15 protein-coding genes and 1 pseudogene are annotated in these 16611 nt (G+C 73.4%); 6 read left to right on the top strand and 10 right to left on the bottom strand.

Annotated elements, in window-relative coordinates; all coding sequences use genetic code 11:
• Positions 1-56 precede the first annotated feature (56 nt).
• The 4 genes from KSNIM_RS09040 to KSNIM_RS09025 all read right to left on the bottom strand — a co-directional run bounded on the left by KSNIM_RS09040 (position 57) and on the right by KSNIM_RS09025 (position 5528).
• A complete protein-coding gene (locus tag KSNIM_RS09040) occupies positions 57-1535 on the bottom strand; it encodes an NCS2 family permease (RefSeq protein ID WP_263102703.1) in 1479 nt (492 codons plus the stop codon).
• A 263-nt stretch (positions 1536-1798) separates the two neighbouring features.
• Positions 1799-4162 carry a xanthine dehydrogenase subunit D gene (pucD, locus tag KSNIM_RS09035; RefSeq protein ID WP_263102702.1) on the bottom strand — a complete coding sequence of 788 codons (2364 nt, stop codon included), beginning with the start codon at positions 4160-4162 and terminating at the stop codon, positions 1799-1801.
• Positions 4159-4644 carry a (2Fe-2S)-binding protein gene (locus tag KSNIM_RS09030; protein WP_263102701.1) on the bottom strand — a complete coding sequence of 162 codons (486 nt, stop codon included), beginning with the start codon at positions 4642-4644 and terminating at the stop codon, positions 4159-4161. Before KSNIM_RS09030 ends, pucD begins: the two co-directional genes overlap by 4 nt.
• Positions 4641-5528, bottom strand: coding sequence for an FAD binding domain-containing protein (locus KSNIM_RS09025; RefSeq protein WP_263102700.1), 888 nt, complete (start codon positions 5526-5528; stop codon positions 4641-4643). Before KSNIM_RS09025 ends, KSNIM_RS09030 begins: the two co-directional genes overlap by 4 nt.
• A 413-nt stretch (positions 5529-5941) precedes the next feature.
• Here KSNIM_RS09025 and KSNIM_RS09020 point away from each other — a divergent pair, with 413 nt between their 5' ends.
• Positions 5942-7525: a PucR family transcriptional regulator gene (locus KSNIM_RS09020; protein WP_263102699.1), complete on the top strand. Its 1584-nt coding sequence runs from the start codon at positions 5942-5944 to the stop codon at positions 7523-7525.
• A gap of 80 nt (positions 7526-7605) precedes the next feature.
• Here KSNIM_RS09020 and KSNIM_RS09015 read toward each other — a convergent pair whose 3' ends face one another.
• Positions 7606-8718, bottom strand: a complete 1113-nt coding sequence (locus KSNIM_RS09015; RefSeq protein WP_263102698.1) for an alpha/beta hydrolase — start codon at positions 8716-8718, stop codon at positions 7606-7608.
• A 343-nt stretch (positions 8719-9061) separates the two neighbouring features.
• Between KSNIM_RS09015 and KSNIM_RS09010 the strand changes: the two genes are divergently transcribed.
• Positions 9062-10162, top strand: a complete 1101-nt coding sequence (locus tag KSNIM_RS09010; RefSeq protein WP_263102697.1) for an ROK family glucokinase — start codon at positions 9062-9064, stop codon at positions 10160-10162.
• Between the two features lie 9 nt (positions 10163-10171).
• Here the strand turns inward: KSNIM_RS09010 and KSNIM_RS09005 are convergent, their stop codons facing one another.
• Together KSNIM_RS09005 and KSNIM_RS09000 are read right to left on the bottom strand one after the other, a co-directional pair.
• Positions 10172-10771, bottom strand: coding sequence for a CocE/NonD family hydrolase C-terminal non-catalytic domain-containing protein (locus KSNIM_RS09005; protein WP_263102696.1), 600 nt, complete (start codon positions 10769-10771; stop codon positions 10172-10174).
• Positions 10772-10960: 189 nt separating this feature from the next.
• A complete protein-coding gene (locus KSNIM_RS09000) occupies positions 10961-11383 on the bottom strand; it encodes a hypothetical protein (protein WP_263102695.1) in 423 nt (140 codons plus the stop codon).
• A gap of 133 nt (positions 11384-11516) precedes the next feature.
• On the opposite strand from KSNIM_RS09000, the gene ggt reads away from it, so the two are divergent.
• The 3 genes from ggt (at position 11517) to KSNIM_RS08985 (ending at position 15019) form a co-directional block, all read left to right on the top strand.
• Positions 11517-13313 carry a gamma-glutamyltransferase gene (gene ggt / locus KSNIM_RS08995; protein WP_263102694.1) on the top strand — a complete coding sequence of 599 codons (1797 nt, stop codon included), beginning with the start codon at positions 11517-11519 and terminating at the stop codon, positions 13311-13313.
• 171 nt (positions 13314-13484) lie between these two features.
• The gene (locus KSNIM_RS08990; protein ID WP_263102693.1) at positions 13485-14288 is read left to right on the top strand and encodes an exodeoxyribonuclease III; all 804 of its coding nucleotides are present in this window, start codon (positions 13485-13487) and stop codon (positions 14286-14288) included.
• A gap of 158 nt (positions 14289-14446) precedes the next feature.
• Positions 14447-15019 (top strand): hypothetical protein, encoded by a 573-nt coding sequence (locus tag KSNIM_RS08985; protein WP_263102692.1) that lies wholly within the window; start codon positions 14447-14449, stop codon positions 15017-15019.
• 31 nt (positions 15020-15050) lie between these two features.
• Here the strand turns inward: KSNIM_RS08985 and KSNIM_RS08980 are convergent, their stop codons facing one another.
• From KSNIM_RS08980 to KSNIM_RS08970, 3 genes and pseudogenes are all read right to left on the bottom strand, one after another.
• A complete protein-coding gene (locus KSNIM_RS08980) occupies positions 15051-15758 on the bottom strand; it encodes a lysoplasmalogenase (protein WP_411543681.1) in 708 nt (235 codons plus the stop codon).
• Positions 15755-16033: pseudogene (locus KSNIM_RS08975) on the bottom strand (sterol desaturase family protein); the annotation flags it as partial. The gene KSNIM_RS08980 and the pseudogene KSNIM_RS08975, both read right to left, overlap by 4 nt.
• Positions 15988-16164, bottom strand: a complete 177-nt coding sequence (locus KSNIM_RS08970) for a hypothetical protein (protein WP_263108265.1) — start codon at positions 16162-16164, stop codon at positions 15988-15990. The pseudogene KSNIM_RS08975 and the gene KSNIM_RS08970, both read right to left, overlap by 46 nt.
• A gap of 128 nt (positions 16165-16292) precedes the next feature.
• On the opposite strand from KSNIM_RS08970, the gene KSNIM_RS08965 reads away from it, so the two are divergent.
• A partial coding sequence (locus KSNIM_RS08965; protein WP_263102691.1) for a DUF2397 domain-containing protein occupies positions 16293-16611 on the top strand: 319 nt, incomplete at its 3' end.

Raw genomic sequence — 16611 nt, 5'->3', positions numbered from 1 at the left:
GTGACGGGGTCGGCCGCCGTACCGGAGAGGTGCTCCGGTACGGCGGCCGGGTCCGGTCAGTGCACGCCGAGCCACGCCTTGACGGGCGTGAGGGCGAAGTAGACGACGAAGACCGCGGTGAGGATCCACATCAGTGGGCCGGGCTCGCGCCACTTGCCGGTTCCGGCCTTGATCACGGTGTAGGAGATGACGCCCGCGGCGACACCGGCGGTGATGCTGTAGGTGAACGGCATCAGGACGCAGGTGAGGAAGGCCGGGATGGCGACCTCGCGGTCGGACCAGTCGATGTGCCGGGCCTGGCTCATCATCATCGAACCGATGACGACCAGGGCGGCGGCGGCGACCTCGACCGGGACGATGCCGGCGATCGGCGAGAAGAACAGCATCGCGGCGAAGAACAGGCCGGTCACGGTGGAGGCGAGGCCCGTCCGGGCGCCGTCGCCGACGCCGGTGGCGGACTCCACGAAGACGGTCTGGCCGGAGGCGCCGACCACACCGCCGACCGCGCCGCCGGCACCGTCGATGAACAGCGCCTTCGACAGGCCGGGCATCCGGCCCTTCTTGTCGGCCAGCCCGGCCTCGGTGCCGACGCCGATGATGGTGGCCATCGCGTCGAAGAAGCCGGCCAGCACCAGGGTGAAGACGGCGACCGAGGCGCTGATCGCGCCCATGCCCTTCCCGGTGAAGGCGCCGAAGAGGTCGACGTGGCCGAACAGGCCGAAGTCGGGGGCGGCGACCGGGCTGCCCGGCCACACCGGGGCGGAGTTGGCCCAGGTCTTCGCCGGCAGGTCGGCGACCGCGTTGACGATCATGGCGAGGACGGTGCCGCCGGCGATGCCGATCAGGATGGCGCCCCGGACGTTGCGGGCCAGCAGTACGAAGATCGCCAGCAGGGTGAGCGCGAAGATCAGCACGGGCCAGCCGGCCAGCTCGCCGAAGGGGCCGAGCGAGAGCGGGGTGGGGCCGCCGGTGTGGACGAAGCCGGCCTTGTAGAGGCCGATGATGGCGACGAACAGGCCGATGCCGATGGTGATGGCGTGCTTGAGCGGCAGGGGGATGCCGTTCATGATCTTCTCGCGGAGTCCGGAGACCACCAGCAGGACGATCAACAGGCCGTAGATCACACACAGGCCGAAGGCCTGCGGCCAGGTGGTGTGCGGCACGACGAGTGCGGAGATGGCGCCGGAGACGCTGAGTCCGGCGGCGAGGGCCAGCGGCACGTTGCCGACCACGCCCATCAGGATCGTGGTCACCGCGGCGGCGAGCGCGGTCGCGGTCGTCAGCGCGGAGTGGTCGAGCTTGACGCCGTTGACGTCCGCCCCGCTCAGGATGATCGGGTTGAGCAGGACGATGTAGGCCATCGCCATGAAGGTGGTGACGCCGCCCCGGAGCTCGGTCGCGAGGGTGGAGCCCCGCGCCGAGATCTTGAAGTACGCATCCAGCGGATTCTTCGGGGTGACGACCGGCGGCGTGAGGGCGTCGTCGGTGGCAGGTCTGTCTTCAGTGGTACCGGGCTCTGTGGGGATCCGGGTCATGTCCACTCCCAAGGTTCAAAGGGGATTGGGGTGGGCGAGCCGACCTGAATGCCAGGCTGTGGGAGTTAGGCACTGAGGGGGACTGTTCGACTCACGGTCGGCACGCGGCGGGTCCGCGTACCGGATGGGGTGGTGCGCCCGCTGCCGGTCCCCGGCGTGGGTGGGGCAGGGGGTGGAGCACATCCGGTGTGTGGAGTTGTGGTGCGCCCCCGGGGCGGCGGGGAAGACATGGCGCCGCCCCGGGGAGGTCCTGCGCGGTGTGGCTAGAGCGTCCCGGTGAGGTGCTCCGGCCGGACCGGCACCCGGTTGAGGGCGAGGCCGGTGGCGTTGCGGATCGCCGCGACGATCGAGGGGGTGGCCGACACGGTGGGGGCCTCGCCGACGCCGCGCAGCCCGTACGGGGCGTGCGGGTCGGGGAGCTCCAGCATGTCCACCGGGATCGGCGGGGTGTCCAGGATGGTGGGGATCAGGTAGTCGGTGAAGGAGGCGTTGCGGACCTTGCCGTCCTTGACGACGATCTCCTCCATGACGGCGAGGCCGAGGGCCTGGGTGCAGCCGCCCTGGATCTGGCCGACCACGGAGAGCGGGTTCAGCGCCTTGCCGACGTCCTGGGCCGCGGTCAGCTCGACCACCTTGACCAGGCCGAGCTCCACGTCCACGTCGACGACCGCGCGGTTGGCGCAGAAGGTGTACTGGACGTGGCCGAAGCCCTGGCCGGTCTCCTTGTCGAACGGGACGGTCGGCCGGTGGTGGTGCTCGCGGGTCAGGTCGATCGCCTCGTCGCCGAGCAGGTCGACCATGGGGACGAGCACGCCGCCGGTCTCGGAGACGACCTTGCCGCCGACCAGGGTGATGTCCTTGTGCTCCCAGCCGTAGCGGCGCCGGCCCTTCTCGATCAGCGCCTGCTTGACCGCCTCGGCGGCCAGCTTCACTGCGCCGCCGGTCATGTACGTCTGGCGGGAGGCCGAGGTGGAGCCGGCCGAGCCGACCTCGGTGTTGGCCGGGTGGATGGTGACCTGCTCGACGCCGAGCTCGGTGCGGGCGATCTGCGCGTGCACGGTGACGCCGCCCTGGCCGACCTCCGCCATCGCCGTGTGCACCATGGCGACCGGCTCGCCGCCGATCACCTCCAGGCGCACCCGGGCGGTGGAGTAGTCGTCGAAGCCCTCGGAGAAGCCGACGTTCTTGATGCCGACCGAGTAGCCGATGCCGCGGACGATGCCCTCGCCGTGCGAGGTGTTGGACAGGGCGCCCGGCAGGGTGCGCACGTCCAGGTTCTCCAGGTCCAGCGGCGGCGGCAGCGGCATGTCCTTGACCCGCTGCAGCAGCTCGGCGACCGGCGCGGGCGCGTCGATCTCCTGGCCGGTCGGCATGAAGTCACCCTGGGTGACGGCGTTGATCTGGCGCAGCTCCACCGGGTCCATGCCCAGCTCGGCGGCGAGCTTGTCCATCTGGGACTCGTAGCCGAAGCAGGCCTGCACCGCGCCGAAGCCGCGCATCGCGCCGCAGCTCGGGTTGTTGGAGTAGAGGGCGATCGCCTCCATCCGCACGTTCGGGATGACGTACGGGCCGTGGCCGAGCGAGGCGGCGTTGCCGACCACCGCGGGGGAGGCCGAGGCGTACGCGCCGCCGTCCAGCACGATCCGGCAGTCGGCGAAGACCAGCTTGCCGTCCCGGGTGGCGCCGTGCTCGTAGGTCATCCTCGCCGGGTGGCGGTGCACGTGGCCGAAGAAGGACTCGTCGCGGGAGTAGACGATCTTGACGGGCTTGCCGGTGTGCAGCGCCAGCAGGCAGGCGTGGATCTGCATCGACAGGTCCTCGCGGCCGCCGAAGGCGCCGCCCACGCCGGCCAGCGTGAGCCGGACCTTCTCCTCCGGCAGGGCCAGCACCGGGGCCATCTGCTGGCGGTCCACGTGCAGCCACTGGGTGGCGATGTACAGGTCGACGCCGCCGTCCTCGGCGGGTACCGCCAGGCCGGACTCCGGGCCGAGGAAGGCCTGGTCCTGCATGCCGACCTCGTACGTGCCCTTGACGATCACGTCGGCCAGCGCCCGGATCTCGTCGGTCACGCCGCCGCCGGAGACCAGCTTCTGGCTGTGGCAGATGTTGCCCGAGCCGTGCGACTTGTACTCGTGCGGCTCGTGCACGTAGCCGTACGTCTCCGGGTCGAGGCACTGCTCCTCGGTGGTGATCGGGGTGAGCACCTCGTACTCGACCTTGATCTTCTTCACCGCGCGGCGGGCCGTCTCCGGGTGGTCCGCGGCGACCAGGGCGATCGCCTCACCGTGGTAGCGGACCTTGTCGATGGCCAGCGCCGGCTGGTCCTGGATCTCCAGGCCGTAGTACTTGGAGCCGGGGATGTCCTCGTGGGTCAGCACCGCGTACACGCCGGGCACCTTGAGCGCCTCGGAGATGTCCACCGAGAGGATGTTGGCGCGGGGGTGCGGCGAGCGCAGCGCCATGCCCCACAGCATGTCCTCGTGCCACATGTCCGAGGAGTAGGCGAACTCGCCCTTGACCTTCAGGGTGCCGTCCGGGCGCAGCGGGGAGCCGCCGATGCCGTCCTTGCTCGCCTGGTGGATGTTCTGCAGGTTCTTCTGGCCCTGGATGGTGCGGGTGCCGCTCATTCGGAGACCGCCTTCGCGCAGGTGCGGGCGGAGGCGAGCCGCACCGCGTCCATGATCTTCTCGTAACCGGTGCAGCGGCACAGGTTGCCCGACAGCGCCTCGCGGATGTCGGTGTCGCTCGGCTGCGGATCCGTGGCGAGCAGCGCGTCGGTCTGCACCAGCAGACCGGGGGTGCAGAAGCCGCACTGGACGGCGCCCGCGTCGACGAAGGCCTGCTGGACGAGGCCCAGGTCGCCGCTCTCCTCGGCAAGGCCCTCGACGGTGCGGACCTCGCGGTCCTGCACCTGGCCGGCCGCGACCAGACAGGAGCAGACCGGCACCCCGTCCAGGTAGACGGTGCAGGAGCCGCACTCGCCCTGCTCGCAGGCGTTCTTCGAACCCGGCAGGCCGACCCGCTCGCGCAGCACGTACAGGAGGCTCTCGCCCTCCCAGACGTCGTCGGCCTCGACGGGCTTGCCGTTGGCGGTGAACGTGACCCTCATGCCGCGCTCCTGATCTGCTTGCTGTAGTCGTTCCAGGTCCAGGTCAGCGTGCGGCGGGCCATCACGGCCAGCGCGTGCTTCCGGTAGTCCGCGGTACCGCGGACGTCGTCGATCGGGGACGCGGCATCGCGGACCAGCTCGCCGAACCGCTGGATCACCTCGGTGCCGAGCAGGTCGCCCGACTCCCACAGGCCGCGCTCGGCGAGCACGCCCCGCAGGTACTCCTCGGCCTCCACCGCGCGGCGCGGGGTGGGGGCGGCCGAGCCGATGCCGGTGCCGACCGTGCGGCTCTTCGGGTGGAGTGCGAAACCGAACGCGCAGACCGCGATCACCATCGCGTTGCGGGTGCCGATCTTGGAGAACTGCTGCGGGCCGTCCGCCACCGGGATGTGCACGGCGCGGATCAGCTCGTCGGCCTCCAGGCTGTTGCGCTTGACGCCCGTGTAGAAGTCGTCGATCGGGATCAGCCGGGTGCCGCGCACCGAGGCCGCCTCCACGAAGACGTCGCGGCCGGCGGCCAGCAGCGCCGGGTGCGAATCGCCGGCGGGCGAGGCGGCACCGAGGTTGCCGCCCACGGAGCCCCGGTTGCGGATCTGCGGCGAGCCGACGGTGTGTGCCGCCAGGGCCAGGCCCGGCAGCGGTCCGGACAGCTCGTCGATGATCCTGCTGTACGGAACCGCGGCGCCCAGCCTCACGGTGTCGCCGTCGATCGACCAGGTGGCGAGGTCGCCGATGCGGTTCAGGTCGAGAATCGCGGATGGCCGGTGCACGTCGAAGTTCATCTCGACCATGACGTCCGTGCCCCCGGAGATGGGCAGCGCGGTCGGGTACTCAGCCTTCGCCGCGAGCGCCTCGTCCCACGTAGCGGGCCGAAGGAACTCCATGCGGGTGTCTCCTCAAGTCGTCGCCAACCGGACAGTGGGCACAGTGCCCCGAACTCGGTGTTCGGACCTTGCTACCGCTTCGTTGCCTCGGCGTTGAGCTCCGGTCACCGGGGTGTTCCGGTGGCGTGTGGCCAGTGAACCGCTGTGACGGGGCCCACTGGCAGTCACCGATGGCATGAAGCCCGCGCGCCGGTCCTGCCCGGCATCCTGTACGTTCCTCTAAGGCTGACAAGTGCCCAGTCCAGCGGTTTCCCTACCGCCATCTACGACCGTAATCCGGCCGTGACGGTGAGGCGACGGGCCCGTGACCGGCCGGCCGTGCGGGACGTTCCGCCGAGGGCCGCGGACCTGGTGCACACTGTGAGGCCCCACATCCACCCGACCCCCACCCTCCAGTACGAAGGAGTCTGCGGATGCGTGTCCGCGACCTGCTCGCCCCCGGCGCCCCGCGGCTACGGCTGCTCGCCGCCGAGGAAGAGCTCGACCGGCAGGTCAGCGGTGTGATGACCACCGACCTCCAGGACCCGGGCCGCTACCTGCACGGCGGCGAGCTGGTGCTCACCGGCATGCTCTGGCGCACCGGCCCGGACGACTCCGAGCGCTTCGTCCGCACCATCGCGGCCGGCGGGGCGGTCGCCCTGGCCGCCGGCGAGGCCGAGGTCGGCCCCGTCCCCGAGGACCTGGTCGAGGCCTGCCGCCGGCACCGGATGCCGCTGCTCGTGGTGCCCGACGACGTCGCCTTCGGCACGGTTGCCGAGTACATCGGCCGCCAGGTGTCCGCCGACCGGGCCGCCGACCTCGCCGCCCTGGTCGACCGGCACCGGCTGCTGGTCTCCGCGGCCGGCGGCGGCGGCCTGGACGCCGTGCTCGACCTGCTCGGCGGCGACCTCGACCTCGACTGCTGGGTGATCACCCCCACCGGCCGGGTGGTCGCCGGACCGGCCGACCGGCTCTCCGCCGAGGACCGCGACCAGCTCGTCCGCGCGCACCTCGCCGCCCAGCGCCAGCGCCGCCGCCCGCCGCACCGTGCCCGCCTCGCGGTCGGCGCGTACTCGCTGCTGCCCGCCCCCGCCGATCCCGGCGCCGAGGCCCCGCTCGCCGACTGGCTGCTCGTGGTCGCCGGCGACGTGACCGAGTGGACGCCCAAGCGCCAGCAGCTCGCCGAGAACCTCGCCCGGCTGGTCGCCGCCGAGCGCACCCGCCGCGACGAGGGCCGCCGGCTGCGCCGGCGGATCGCCGACGAGGTGCTCGCGCTGCTCCGCCGCGACGCCGACCCGGTGGAGATCTCCCGCGCCCTGCAAGCCTCCGCCACCATGGCCGCCAAGTACGAGGGCGGCCGCCCCGGGACGGCCGACTCCTGGCTGATCCTCTCGGCCGAGGGCACCGGCCTGCCCGAGGGCACCGTGCGCGCCGTCCTGGAGGAGGCGCTCACCGACGCCACCGACCGGGCCCTGGTCGCCGGCGCGGGCAGTGGCGCCGTCGTGGTGCTGCCCGCCCCCGACACCGCCGTGCCCGCCGACGCGCTGCGCGAGCTGCTGGCCCCGCTGGAGGCCGGACTCGGCTCCGAGGGCCGGATCACCGTCGGCGTCTCCGCCCCCGCCAGCGAGGCCGACGGCCTGCGCGGCGCCCTGGAGGAGGCCCGGCACGCCCGCCGGATCGCCGCCGCCCGGGTCGGCCGGGTCTGTGTGGCGGGGCCGGAGGAGCTCGCCTCGCACGTGCTGCTGCTGGCCGCGGTGCCGGACGAGGTCCGCCGTGCCTTCCGCAGCCGCCTCCTCGACAAGGTCATCGCCTACGACCTGGAGCACCAGGCCGACCTGGTGCGCACCCTGGAGGCCTTCCTGCGCTCCGACGGCTCCTGGACGCGCTGCGCCGCCCAGCTGCACGTGCACGTCAACACCCTGCGCTACCGGATCGGCCGGATCGAGGAGCTGACCGGCCGTGACCTGTCCCGGCTGGAGGACCGGGTGGACTTCTACCTGGCGCTGGAACTCGCCTGACGGAACGCCACCCGCAACGCCGACGGGCCGCCCGCTCCCGGATGGGACGGGCGGCCCGTCAGCGTTGCGCTGCCGATGCGTCAGTGCTGGGCGGGGATGATCCCGGTCAGCCAGGTGAAGGCCTTCGGCAGCAGCGGCTTCCACACGTCGACCGCGTGCGGTCCGGTGGTCTCCACCACGGTCACGGCGGTCGGCGCCTTCGCCGCCTGCTGGAGGGCCAGGCCGCCCTCGTAGCCGTCGCCCTTGTTGCCGCTGACGAACAGTGAGGTCTTCGGCGGCTGGGCGGCCTTCTTGAGGATGTTCAGCGGGTTGGAGGCCTCGCGCAGCTGCGGGTTCTTGGCGGTCAGCGAGTCCGGCTCGGCGGCCGGGTCGTTGTAGCCCGAGAGGCTGATGCCGGCCCGGTAGCGGTCCGGGTGCTCCAGCGCGAGCTTCGCGGCGCAGTGGCCGCCGGCCGAGTAGCCGGCCACCGCCCAGCGGTCGGACGAGGTGTCGGCGCGGAAGTTGTCGAGCACCATCTTCGGCACGTCCCGGGAGAGCCAGGTGTCGGCGTTCACCTTGCCGGCCACGTCGGCGCAGCCGGTGTCGGTGCTGCGGCCGAGCAGCAGGGTGCGCGGCGACACCAGGATGAACGGCGCGACCTTGCCCTCCTTCATCAGCGGCTTCAGCTGCTCGGACACCTTGAGGGTGCCGTACCAGGTGCTGGAGGAGCCGGGGAAGCCGGGGATCAGCTCCACCACCGGGAAGATCTTGTCCTTGTACGCCGGCTCGTTGTACTGCGGCGGCAGCCAGACCAGCACCTCGCCGTCCACGCCGGACAGCTGGCCCTTGAGCTCGGTGCGCTGGACGTCCTTGGGCACCATCGGGTCGTCCACGCCCTTGAACTGCTGCAGCACCTTCGGCTCGGACTTGGCGTCGTGCGCCGGGCCGTCGGCCGGCACCTGCGGCACGGCGCGGACGTGGTCGCCGGTGCCCAGCAGGTCGTCCCAGTTGCCGTAGATGAGGTTGGCGTTGTTGACCATGACGAACACCATGGTGACGGCCGTCACCTGGCAGAGCAGGATCATCACCAGTCTGGAGAGCACCTGCACCGGCTTCGGCCCGCGCACCCTGCCCCAGAGCAGCAGCGCCGCCGCAATGGAGAGCGGCACGAGCACGATCGTGACGATCAGGAAGGGTGTTCCGGTCAGTTGCATTCAGGTTCTCGTATCCGGGTCGCAGGCAGCCCGGGCCCCGCTCGCCCGTGCGCGTTCCGATGTGATCAGACAGATGGAAACCGCCGTTCGGTTCCGCCCGAACTGAGCAGAACCTGAGAGGAACATCACGTTTCCATGTGAATCCCCCGCGCGGCCCAGCCCAGTTTGCCAGCCTCCTGACCGAATCCCTCGAACGGGGCAGCACCTGCGGTCATTCGGATGAGGATTGGCTGGCAGTCGCGGCTGCGCCGGGACCGGACCCCGCAGGCGCGGCCGGACGCGGGAGGATGGCGGTGAGCCCGCCGGCCCGCCGGCCGTCCGACCCGAAGGAGCCACCGCCCCCGTGACCAGCCCGCACAGCACCCAGCGGCCGGCCGTCCTGCCCACCCTGTTCGGCCTCGGGCCGCGCAGCGCCGACCGCCGCCGGCGCGCCCTGCCGGCCGGCGTCCTGCGGCTGCCCACCGTCGGCGTGGACATCGGCGGCACCAAGGTGGTGGCCGGAGTGGTCGACGGCGAGGGCCGGGTGCTGGACCGCGTCCGCACCGAGACCCCGCACAAGAGCAAGAGCCCCACCGTGGTCGAGGACGTCATCGTCGACCTGGTGCTGCAGCTCGCCGACAAGCACGAGGTGCACGCCGTCGGCGTCGGCGCGGCCGGCTGGGTGGACGCCGACCGCTCCAGGGTGCTCTTCGCCCCCCACCTCAACTGGCGCAACGAGCCGCTGCAGGAGGCGCTCAGCGAGCGGCTTCGCTTCCCGGTGGTGGTCGAGAACGACGCCAACGCGGCCGCCTGGGCCGAGTGGCGGTTCGGCGCGGGCCGCGGCGAGGACCACATGGTGATGATCACCCTCGGCACCGGCATCGGCGGCGCGGTCGTCCGGGACGGCTTCGTCGACCGCGGCAAGTACGGACTGGCGGGCGAGTTCGGCCACATGCAGGTGGTGCCCGGCGGGCACCGCTGCCCCTGCGGCAACCGAGGCTGCTGGGAGCAGTACTCCTCCGGCAACGCGCTCGTCCGCGAGGCGCGCGGGCTGGTCGCCGAGGAGTCGCCCGTCGTCCAGTCGCTGCTCGCCCGGGCCGGCGGCACCGCGGAGGGCATCACCGGTCCGCTCGTCACCGAAGCCGCCCGGGACGGCGACGCCGTCGCCGTGGAACTCCTCTACGAGGTCGGCCACTGGCTCGGCGTCGGCATCGCCAACCTGGCCGCCGCGCTCGACCCCGGACGGTTCGTCATCGGAGGCGGCGTCTCCGAGGCCGGCGACCTGCTGCTCGGCCCGGCCCAGGACGCCTTCAGGCGTACCCTGACCGGCCGCGGGTTCCGCCCCGAGGCCGGCATCGTGCACGCCGCCCTCGGCAACGAGGCCGGCCTGGTCGGCGCCGCCGACCTGGCCCGCCAGGTGGCCCGCCGCTTCCGCACCGTCAAGCGGCGCCGCAAGATGTCGTAGGGCATGTCTTCAAAGGGCGGTCGGGTGCTGATCCAGGGGCGCCGGGGCACCTCCCGGCCGAAGGCTGGGGGCGGAACTGCGCAGTCCGGGGGCGGGCACCGTCGTGACCTGGGCCGAGCCCGGATTTGCACGGCGGTCCACATCCGAGTTGCGCAGTTCCCCGCGCCCCTCTGGGTTCCCGATCGCCTTTGAAGACACGCCGCAGGGCGGCCCACCAGAGGCGCGTGGGGGCACCTCCCGGCTGAAGGCTGGGGGGCGGAACTGCGCAGTCCGGATGGGGCTCGCCGTACGGACCAGGGCCGGGCCCGCGTTCGTCACGATGCCCACCTTCGGATTGCGCAGTTCCCCGCGCCCCTTTGGGTTCCCCTCCTTGAGGGGCACCGCGACCCAGGACGGGTCGTCGGCGGTCGAGCCGAAGGTGAGGGTGGCGAAGGCCGGGTTGTCGGTGATGCAGAGCGGATCGACGCCGTCCACGACCAGGGCGAGGCGGTGGCCGGCCGGGACGCCGTAGGCGGTGCCCTGCATCCGGACGTCGGCGGTGAACCGCCTGCCGGGGGTGCGGTCGAGGAAGGCGTACGGGGCGTGGGCGGCCGGTGCCGAGCGCGTCAACGTCGTGCAGGTAGGCGACCAGGCTGCCCCGGTCGGCCGAGGGCGTCACCCCGAGGTGCAGCCGCACCGACCCGCGGACCCGTTGCGCGGAGCCGTACGCCCCGGACGGCGGCGACGCCCGCGGCAGCAGCGGCACCGGGACCGTCGGCGGCAGCTTGAGGAACTGCTCGGCCAGGTTGGACAGGAAGATCACGCCGCCGTCCGCGCAGGAGTCGGGGCGGTGGAGATCGGCGTGGTCCAGCCCGTCCGGGCGGCGCCGGTGGAGAGTGGTCCGGTGGCGAGCCGGTCGCGGGCGCCGAGGCTCAGCGTCAGGGTCGAGCCGGTGACGGACCGCCAGTCGGGGTAGTCCTCGTAGCCGTCCTGGAGCTGGGGCCCGATGCGGACGGGCGGCAGCCGGTCGATGCCGTGGTCGACACCCTTGAGGTGGTGGTCGAGCCAGGCCCGGGTGTCCGTCCAGACGTCGTTGGGCAGGCCGGCCAGGCCGGTGGCCTCGGCGGTGGCGTGGTCGCCGGGTCGCAGTTCGGGGCGCTTGGGGCCGGTGAGCCGCTCGTAGAAGTCGGTGAGCTGGTTCGGCGGGAAGATCGAGTCGCCCCAGGCGTTGGCGAGCATCACGGCGGTGCCGTTGCCGTTGAGCCGGTCGACGCGATAACGAAACTACTGACGGGTAGTGGCCTGAGGCGCTGTTGTCCTGTCCACTGCACCTGTGGCAGAACGGATAGCTGACGCTGCCTCAGGAGGCCCACGCATGAGAGCTCTGGCCCGACTCGCCCCGCCGATCGCACTCGCCACCAGCCTCGTCCTCGGCGCTGCCGCGCCCGCCGGGGCGGCGCCCGCGGAAGCATTGCCCAAGAGCCCCGAGGCCGTCGGCTGGGGCGGTGCCGTCGCCAGTGTCGACGCCGACGCCACTGCAGCCGGCATCGAGGTGCTGCGCCGCGGCGGCAACGCGGTCGACGCCGCGGTCGCCACCGCCGCCGCCCTCGGCGTGACCGAGCCCTACTCGGCCGGCATCGGCGGCGGCGGCTACTTCGTCGCCTACAACGCCCGCACCGGCAGGGTCTCCACCCTCGACGGCCGCGAGACCGCCTCCCGCACCGCCGACACCTCGCTCTTCCTGGACGCCGACGGCAGGCCGCTGCCCTTCGCCGACGCCGTCACCAGCGGCCTGTCCGTCGGCGTGCCCGGCACCGCCGCCACCTGGGAGAAGGCCCTGCAGCTCTGGGGCACCCGCCCGCTCGCCGACGTGCTGCGCCCGGCCGAGCGGATCGCCGACCGCGGCTTCACCGTCGACCGGACCTTCCGCGACCAGACCGCCGCCAACGAGGCCCGGTTCCGGGACTTCCCGGCCACCAGGGCGCTCTTCCTGCCGGGCGGCTCGCTCCCCGAGGTCGGCTCGACGCTCCGCAACCCCGACCTCGCCGCCACCTACCGGCAGCTCGGCCGGGACGGCACGAAGGCCCTCTACCGCGGCCCGATCGGCGCCGACGTGGTCAACACCCTGCAGCACCCGCCGGTCGACCCGGCCTCCGGCCGGACCGCCCGGCCCGGCAGGGTCGACCGCGCCGACCTCGCCGCCTACCGGGTCCTGGAGCAGAGGCCGACCCGGGTGTCCTACCGCGGCAACGAGGTCTACTCGATCGCCCCCTCGTCCAGCGGCGGCACCACCGTCGGCGAGGCGCTCGGCATCCTGTCCCACTCGGACCTGGCCCACCTCGACGCCACCCAGTACTACCACCGCTTCCTGGAGGCCTCCCGGATCGCCTTCGCCGACCGCAACCGCTGGGTCGGCGACCCCGCCGCGCAGCCCGTCCCCACCGACCGGCTGCTCTCGCCGGCCTTCGCGGCCGCCCGCGCCTGCCTGCTCGACCCGGCCCGTGCACTGACCAGCCCGCTCGCCCCCGGCGACCCGTACCACCCCGCCGCCTGCGGCTCCGCCGGCCCGGCCGCCACCGAGGCGTACGAGGGCCCGAGCACCACCCACCTGACGGTCGCCGACCGCTGGGGCAACGTGGTCTCCTACACCCTCACCATCGAGCAGACCGGCGGCAGCGGGATCACCGTGCCCGGCCGCGGCTTCCTGCTCAACAACGAACTGACCGACTTCTCCTTCGCCCCGGTGACCCCGGGCGTGCCCGACCCCAACCTGCCCGGGCCCGGCAAGCGGCCGCGCTCCTCGATCTCGCCGACGATCGTGCTGCGCGACGGCCGGCCGCTGTTCGCCGCCGGCTCGCCCGGCGGGGCCACTATCATCACCACCGTGCTGCAGGTGCTGCTCGGCCGGATCGACCGCGGGCTGACCCTGGAGCAGGCGATCGCCGCACCGCGGGCCAGCCAGCGCAACGCCGCCACCACCGCCGCCGAGGCCGGCTTCCTCGCCCTGCCCGAGCGGGCCGGGCTGGAGGCGCTCGGCCAGGTGCTCGCGACCTCCCCGGAGATCGGCGCCGCCACCGGCGTGGAACGGCTGCCGGACGGGCGCTGGCGGGCGGCCGCCGAACCGGTGCGCCGCGGCGGCGGCGCTGCGGCGGTGGTGCGGCCCGCCCGCTGACCGCCCGGGGTTGTCGGCGCCGGGCGGTATGTTCGGGGTGGGCGCCTGCCGGGCGCCCGCCCCGTTCGCGCGTACCCGCCCGAACGGCCGTACGACCGTGTCAGCACCAAGCCCGTACCAAGCCCGTACCCAGCCCGCACCACGCCCGTACCACCGGGGAGGCCGCCCGCCGTGACCGTCCGCATCGCCACCTGGAACATCAACTCCGTCACCGCACGGCTGCCCAAGCTCCTGGAGTGGCTGGAGAGCGCCGCCCCCGACGTGCTCTGCCTGCAGGAGCTCAAGTGCGCCGCGGACGCATTCCCGTACGAGGAGGTCCGGGCGCTCGGCTACGAGACCGCCGCGCACGGCAGCGGCCGCTGGAACGGCGTCGCGGTGCTGTCCAAGCTGGGCCTGGAGGACGTCGTCCGCGGCCTGCCCGAGCAGCCCGGCTACCAGGCCGACGACGCGCTGCTGCCCGAGGTCGAGCCGCGCGCGATCGGCGCCACCTGCGGGCCCGTCCGGGTCTGGTCGGTGTACGTGCCGAACGGCCGCGAGGTCGACCACGCGCACTACCGCTACAAGCTCGCCTGGCTGGAGACGCTGCGGCAGTCCGTCCTGGAGGACGCGGCGGGCGACCGCCCGTTCGCGGTGCTCGGCGACTTCAACATCGCCCCGAGCGACGAGGACGTGTTCGACCCGGCCGCCTTCGTCGGCCTCACCCATGTCACCGAGCCCGAGCGGGCCGCGCTCGCCGCCCTCCACGAGGCCGGCCTGCAGGACGTCCTGCCCCGCCCGCTCAAGTACGACCGCCCCTACACCTACTGGGACTACCGCCAGCTCGCCTTCCCGAAGAACCGGGGCATGCGGATCGACCTGACGCTCGCCAACAAGGCCTTCGCCGACGCGGTCACCGACAGCTACGTCGACCGCGAGGCCCGCAAGGGCAAGGGCACCTCCGACCACGCCCCGGTCGTCGTCGACCTGGAGGTCTGAGCAACGGGCGGGTGCCCGCGGTGACGGTGTGGACCCGAACGGTCGCGTGCGGTGGCCGGGTACGGCCGGGCTGCCTAGCGTCGGGCATGACTGGGTGCAGCCGACCGACCACGGGGCGACCCCGCCCCCGGCCGCATCCGAGAACCTGGAGGTCCGGCATGCGCATCCCGCGTACCGCCGCCGCCGTCCTCGGCACGACCGCCCTGCTCGCCCTCGCCGCGCCGACCGCGAACGCCGTGCCCGCCGCGCCCGCCAAGGGGCCCGAACCGGCCAAGGTCACCCCGGCCCAGGCTGCCCCCGGTGAGAAGGTCACCGTCAACGTGGTCTGCCCCGCCAGCACGACGAAGACCATCACGGCCAGCTCGAAGGCGTTCACCGGCGGCACCGTCACGCTGACCGCGGGCCCCAACGGCACCTACACCGGCAGCATCGCGCTGCTCTCGGCAACCGAGCTCACCCTCACAGAGCAGGTCACCGAGCAGCCCGCCTCCTGGGGCATCGACGGCAAGTGCCCCAACGGCGACGCGTTCACCGGCACCGTCGGCGTGCTGGCCCCGCTGACCCCGGCCGGCCACGGCACCGCGGCGCCCGAGCCGCACGGCAGCGTGGCCACCGGCGTCGGCGGCTCGGTCACCGGCACCGGCGCCCGGGAGCTGGCCACCGGCGGTGCGCTGGTCGCCGCCGGCCTCGGAGGCTTCTGGCTGCTGCGGCGCCGTGCCCCGCAGTCCTGATGGCCGATCGTCCGCCCGGCGCCCCGTCCGCTCAGGCCGGGGCGCCGAGTCGCACCCCGGCCGTTCCGTCCGCGGCCCGCGGCTCCGTCCGGGCCGCCTCGGCCCGCAGCGCGCCGCGTGCCAGCAGGTACTGCGCGGCGATGTAGGTCGCCATCACCAGCACGTTGTGGCCGGGCAGCAGCTTCCAGCCGGCCAGCCGGACGGCGATCAGGCTGTCCGACAGCAGGAACAGCCCGCCGCCGATCCCGGTCGCGAGCCCCAGCCCGGCCGAGGACACCGCGGTGGACGCCAGCAGCAGGCTGTAGACCGCCACCGGGATCTGCAGGCCGCCGAGGTCCGGCCAGAGCTGGGAGATCACCGCCGCCCAGGCCGCCGCGTAGCCCGCGGCCACCAGCAGGGTCCGCCGCCGGTCCGTGAAGGCGCCCTGCTCGGCGAACATCGTCACGTACGCGACGTGCGCCGCCGCGAAGGAGCCCATCCCGGCCAGGAAGGCGGTGTTCCCGCCCAGCTGCAGCAGCACGTCGCCCGCGGTACTCGCGAGCAGGGCCGGTGCCAGCAGCTTCGGCGCGCGTTCCGCGGAGGCCAGGCTGTGCGCGGCCAGCAGCGGCATCAGGGCGGGCTTGGTGGTGTTCTGCAGCACCGTCGCGCCGGTGGCGATCGCCCCCAGGTGGGCCGCCGAGGTGGCGGCGAAGGCGGTGGCGAGGCCGCGCGCGGCGCGCAGTCGTGCGGAGACGGTCATACGGGGGTGCCCTCCGGGCTGTCGGTGCGGGCGGGCTGCCAGCCCGGCCCCTTGGTGAGGTGGCGGAGGCGGTCGCCCCAACTGCCGGCCGCGGCCACGTCACGGGCGATCGCCGCGTACTCGTGGGTCGCCACCCGCAGCGGGTTGTAGCTCTCCAGGTTCTTGGTCAGGCCGTAGACCGGCCGCTCCGTCTCCGGCGTGAACGAGCCGAACAGCCGGTCGAAGACGATCAGGATGCCACCGAAGTCGCGGTCCGGGTAACCGCCCTGCGGGGCGCCGCGGTGTCCTTGCCGGCGTAGCCCCGTTCGTCCTCGTCCGGACGGAACCGGCAGGAGACCGCCTCCAGGACGGTGAGCAGCACGAAGGCGGGTAGGGACCGCAGCACCACGTCGGGCAGGTTCGGCATGCGAGGACCTCAGGGGGACGCCGGGCACGGGCGGAAGGGGACGGTTACCCGCCCGTAGCAGCGGTTGCCGGACGGACCTGCGGAGCCGTGCCGTCCGGCCCCGGGCACCGTCTAGGCTGGGCATCGACATGGAGCAGCACGAGTACGCGACCGGCGCCCGCGGGGCGGCCGGCGGCGTGGCGGACGGGCGCATGGGCGGGGCGGGGCAGCTCACGGCCCAGGCGCGCACCGGCGCGTACCCGCAGGCCGAGCTGCTGGCCCGCCGGTTCGCCGACGCCGACGAGGCGGACGCGCACCGGCTGTTCACCGCCGTCTTCGGGCTCTACCCGGCCCGGCACCTCGGCGGACGCCCCGCCGACCCGCACGGCCAGGCCGCCGGCACCAGCTGGTGGCACGGGCCGACGGTCCACCGGGCCCCCGCCGCCTCCCGGCCCCGCGGCCTGCGCC

The sequence above is a fragment of the Kitasatospora sp. DSM 101779 genome (genome assembly GCF_025655475.1).
Taxonomy (GTDB): Bacteria; Actinomycetota; Actinomycetes; order Streptomycetales; family Streptomycetaceae; genus Kitasatospora.
The sequence above is the reverse complement of the archived record's forward strand: the minus strand, read 5'-3'. Positions and strand labels throughout refer to the sequence as shown.

Bases quoted from the DNA above. Each gene is read 5' to 3' on its own strand.
- KSNIM_RS09040 (WP_263102703.1), bottom strand. From the start codon at position 1,535: ATGACCCGGATCCCCACAGAGCCCGGTACCACTGAAGACAGACCTGCC.
- pucD (WP_263102702.1), bottom strand. From the start codon at position 4,162: ATGAGCGGCACCCGCACCATCCAGGGCCAGAAGAACCTGCAGAACATC.
- KSNIM_RS09030 (WP_263102701.1), bottom strand. From the start codon at position 4,644: ATGAGGGTCACGTTCACCGCCAACGGCAAGCCCGTCGAGGCCGACGAC.
- KSNIM_RS09025 (WP_263102700.1), bottom strand. From the start codon at position 5,528: ATGGAGTTCCTTCGGCCCGCTACGTGGGACGAGGCGCTCGCGGCGAAG.
- KSNIM_RS09020 (WP_263102699.1), top strand. From the start codon at position 5,942: ATGCGTGTCCGCGACCTGCTCGCCCCCGGCGCCCCGCGGCTACGGCTG.
- KSNIM_RS09015 (WP_263102698.1), bottom strand. From the start codon at position 8,718: ATGCAACTGACCGGAACACCCTTCCTGATCGTCACGATCGTGCTCGTG.
- ggt (WP_263102694.1), top strand. From the start codon at position 11,517: ATGAGAGCTCTGGCCCGACTCGCCCCGCCGATCGCACTCGCCACCAGC.
- KSNIM_RS08985 (WP_263102692.1), top strand. From the start codon at position 14,447: ATGCGCATCCCGCGTACCGCCGCCGCCGTCCTCGGCACGACCGCCCTG.
- KSNIM_RS08980 (WP_411543681.1), bottom strand. From the start codon at position 15,758: ATGACCGTCTCCGCACGACTGCGCGCCGCGCGCGGCCTCGCCACCGCC.
- KSNIM_RS08970 (WP_263108265.1), bottom strand. From the start codon at position 16,164: ATGCCGAACCTGCCCGACGTGGTGCTGCGGTCCCTACCCGCCTTCGTG.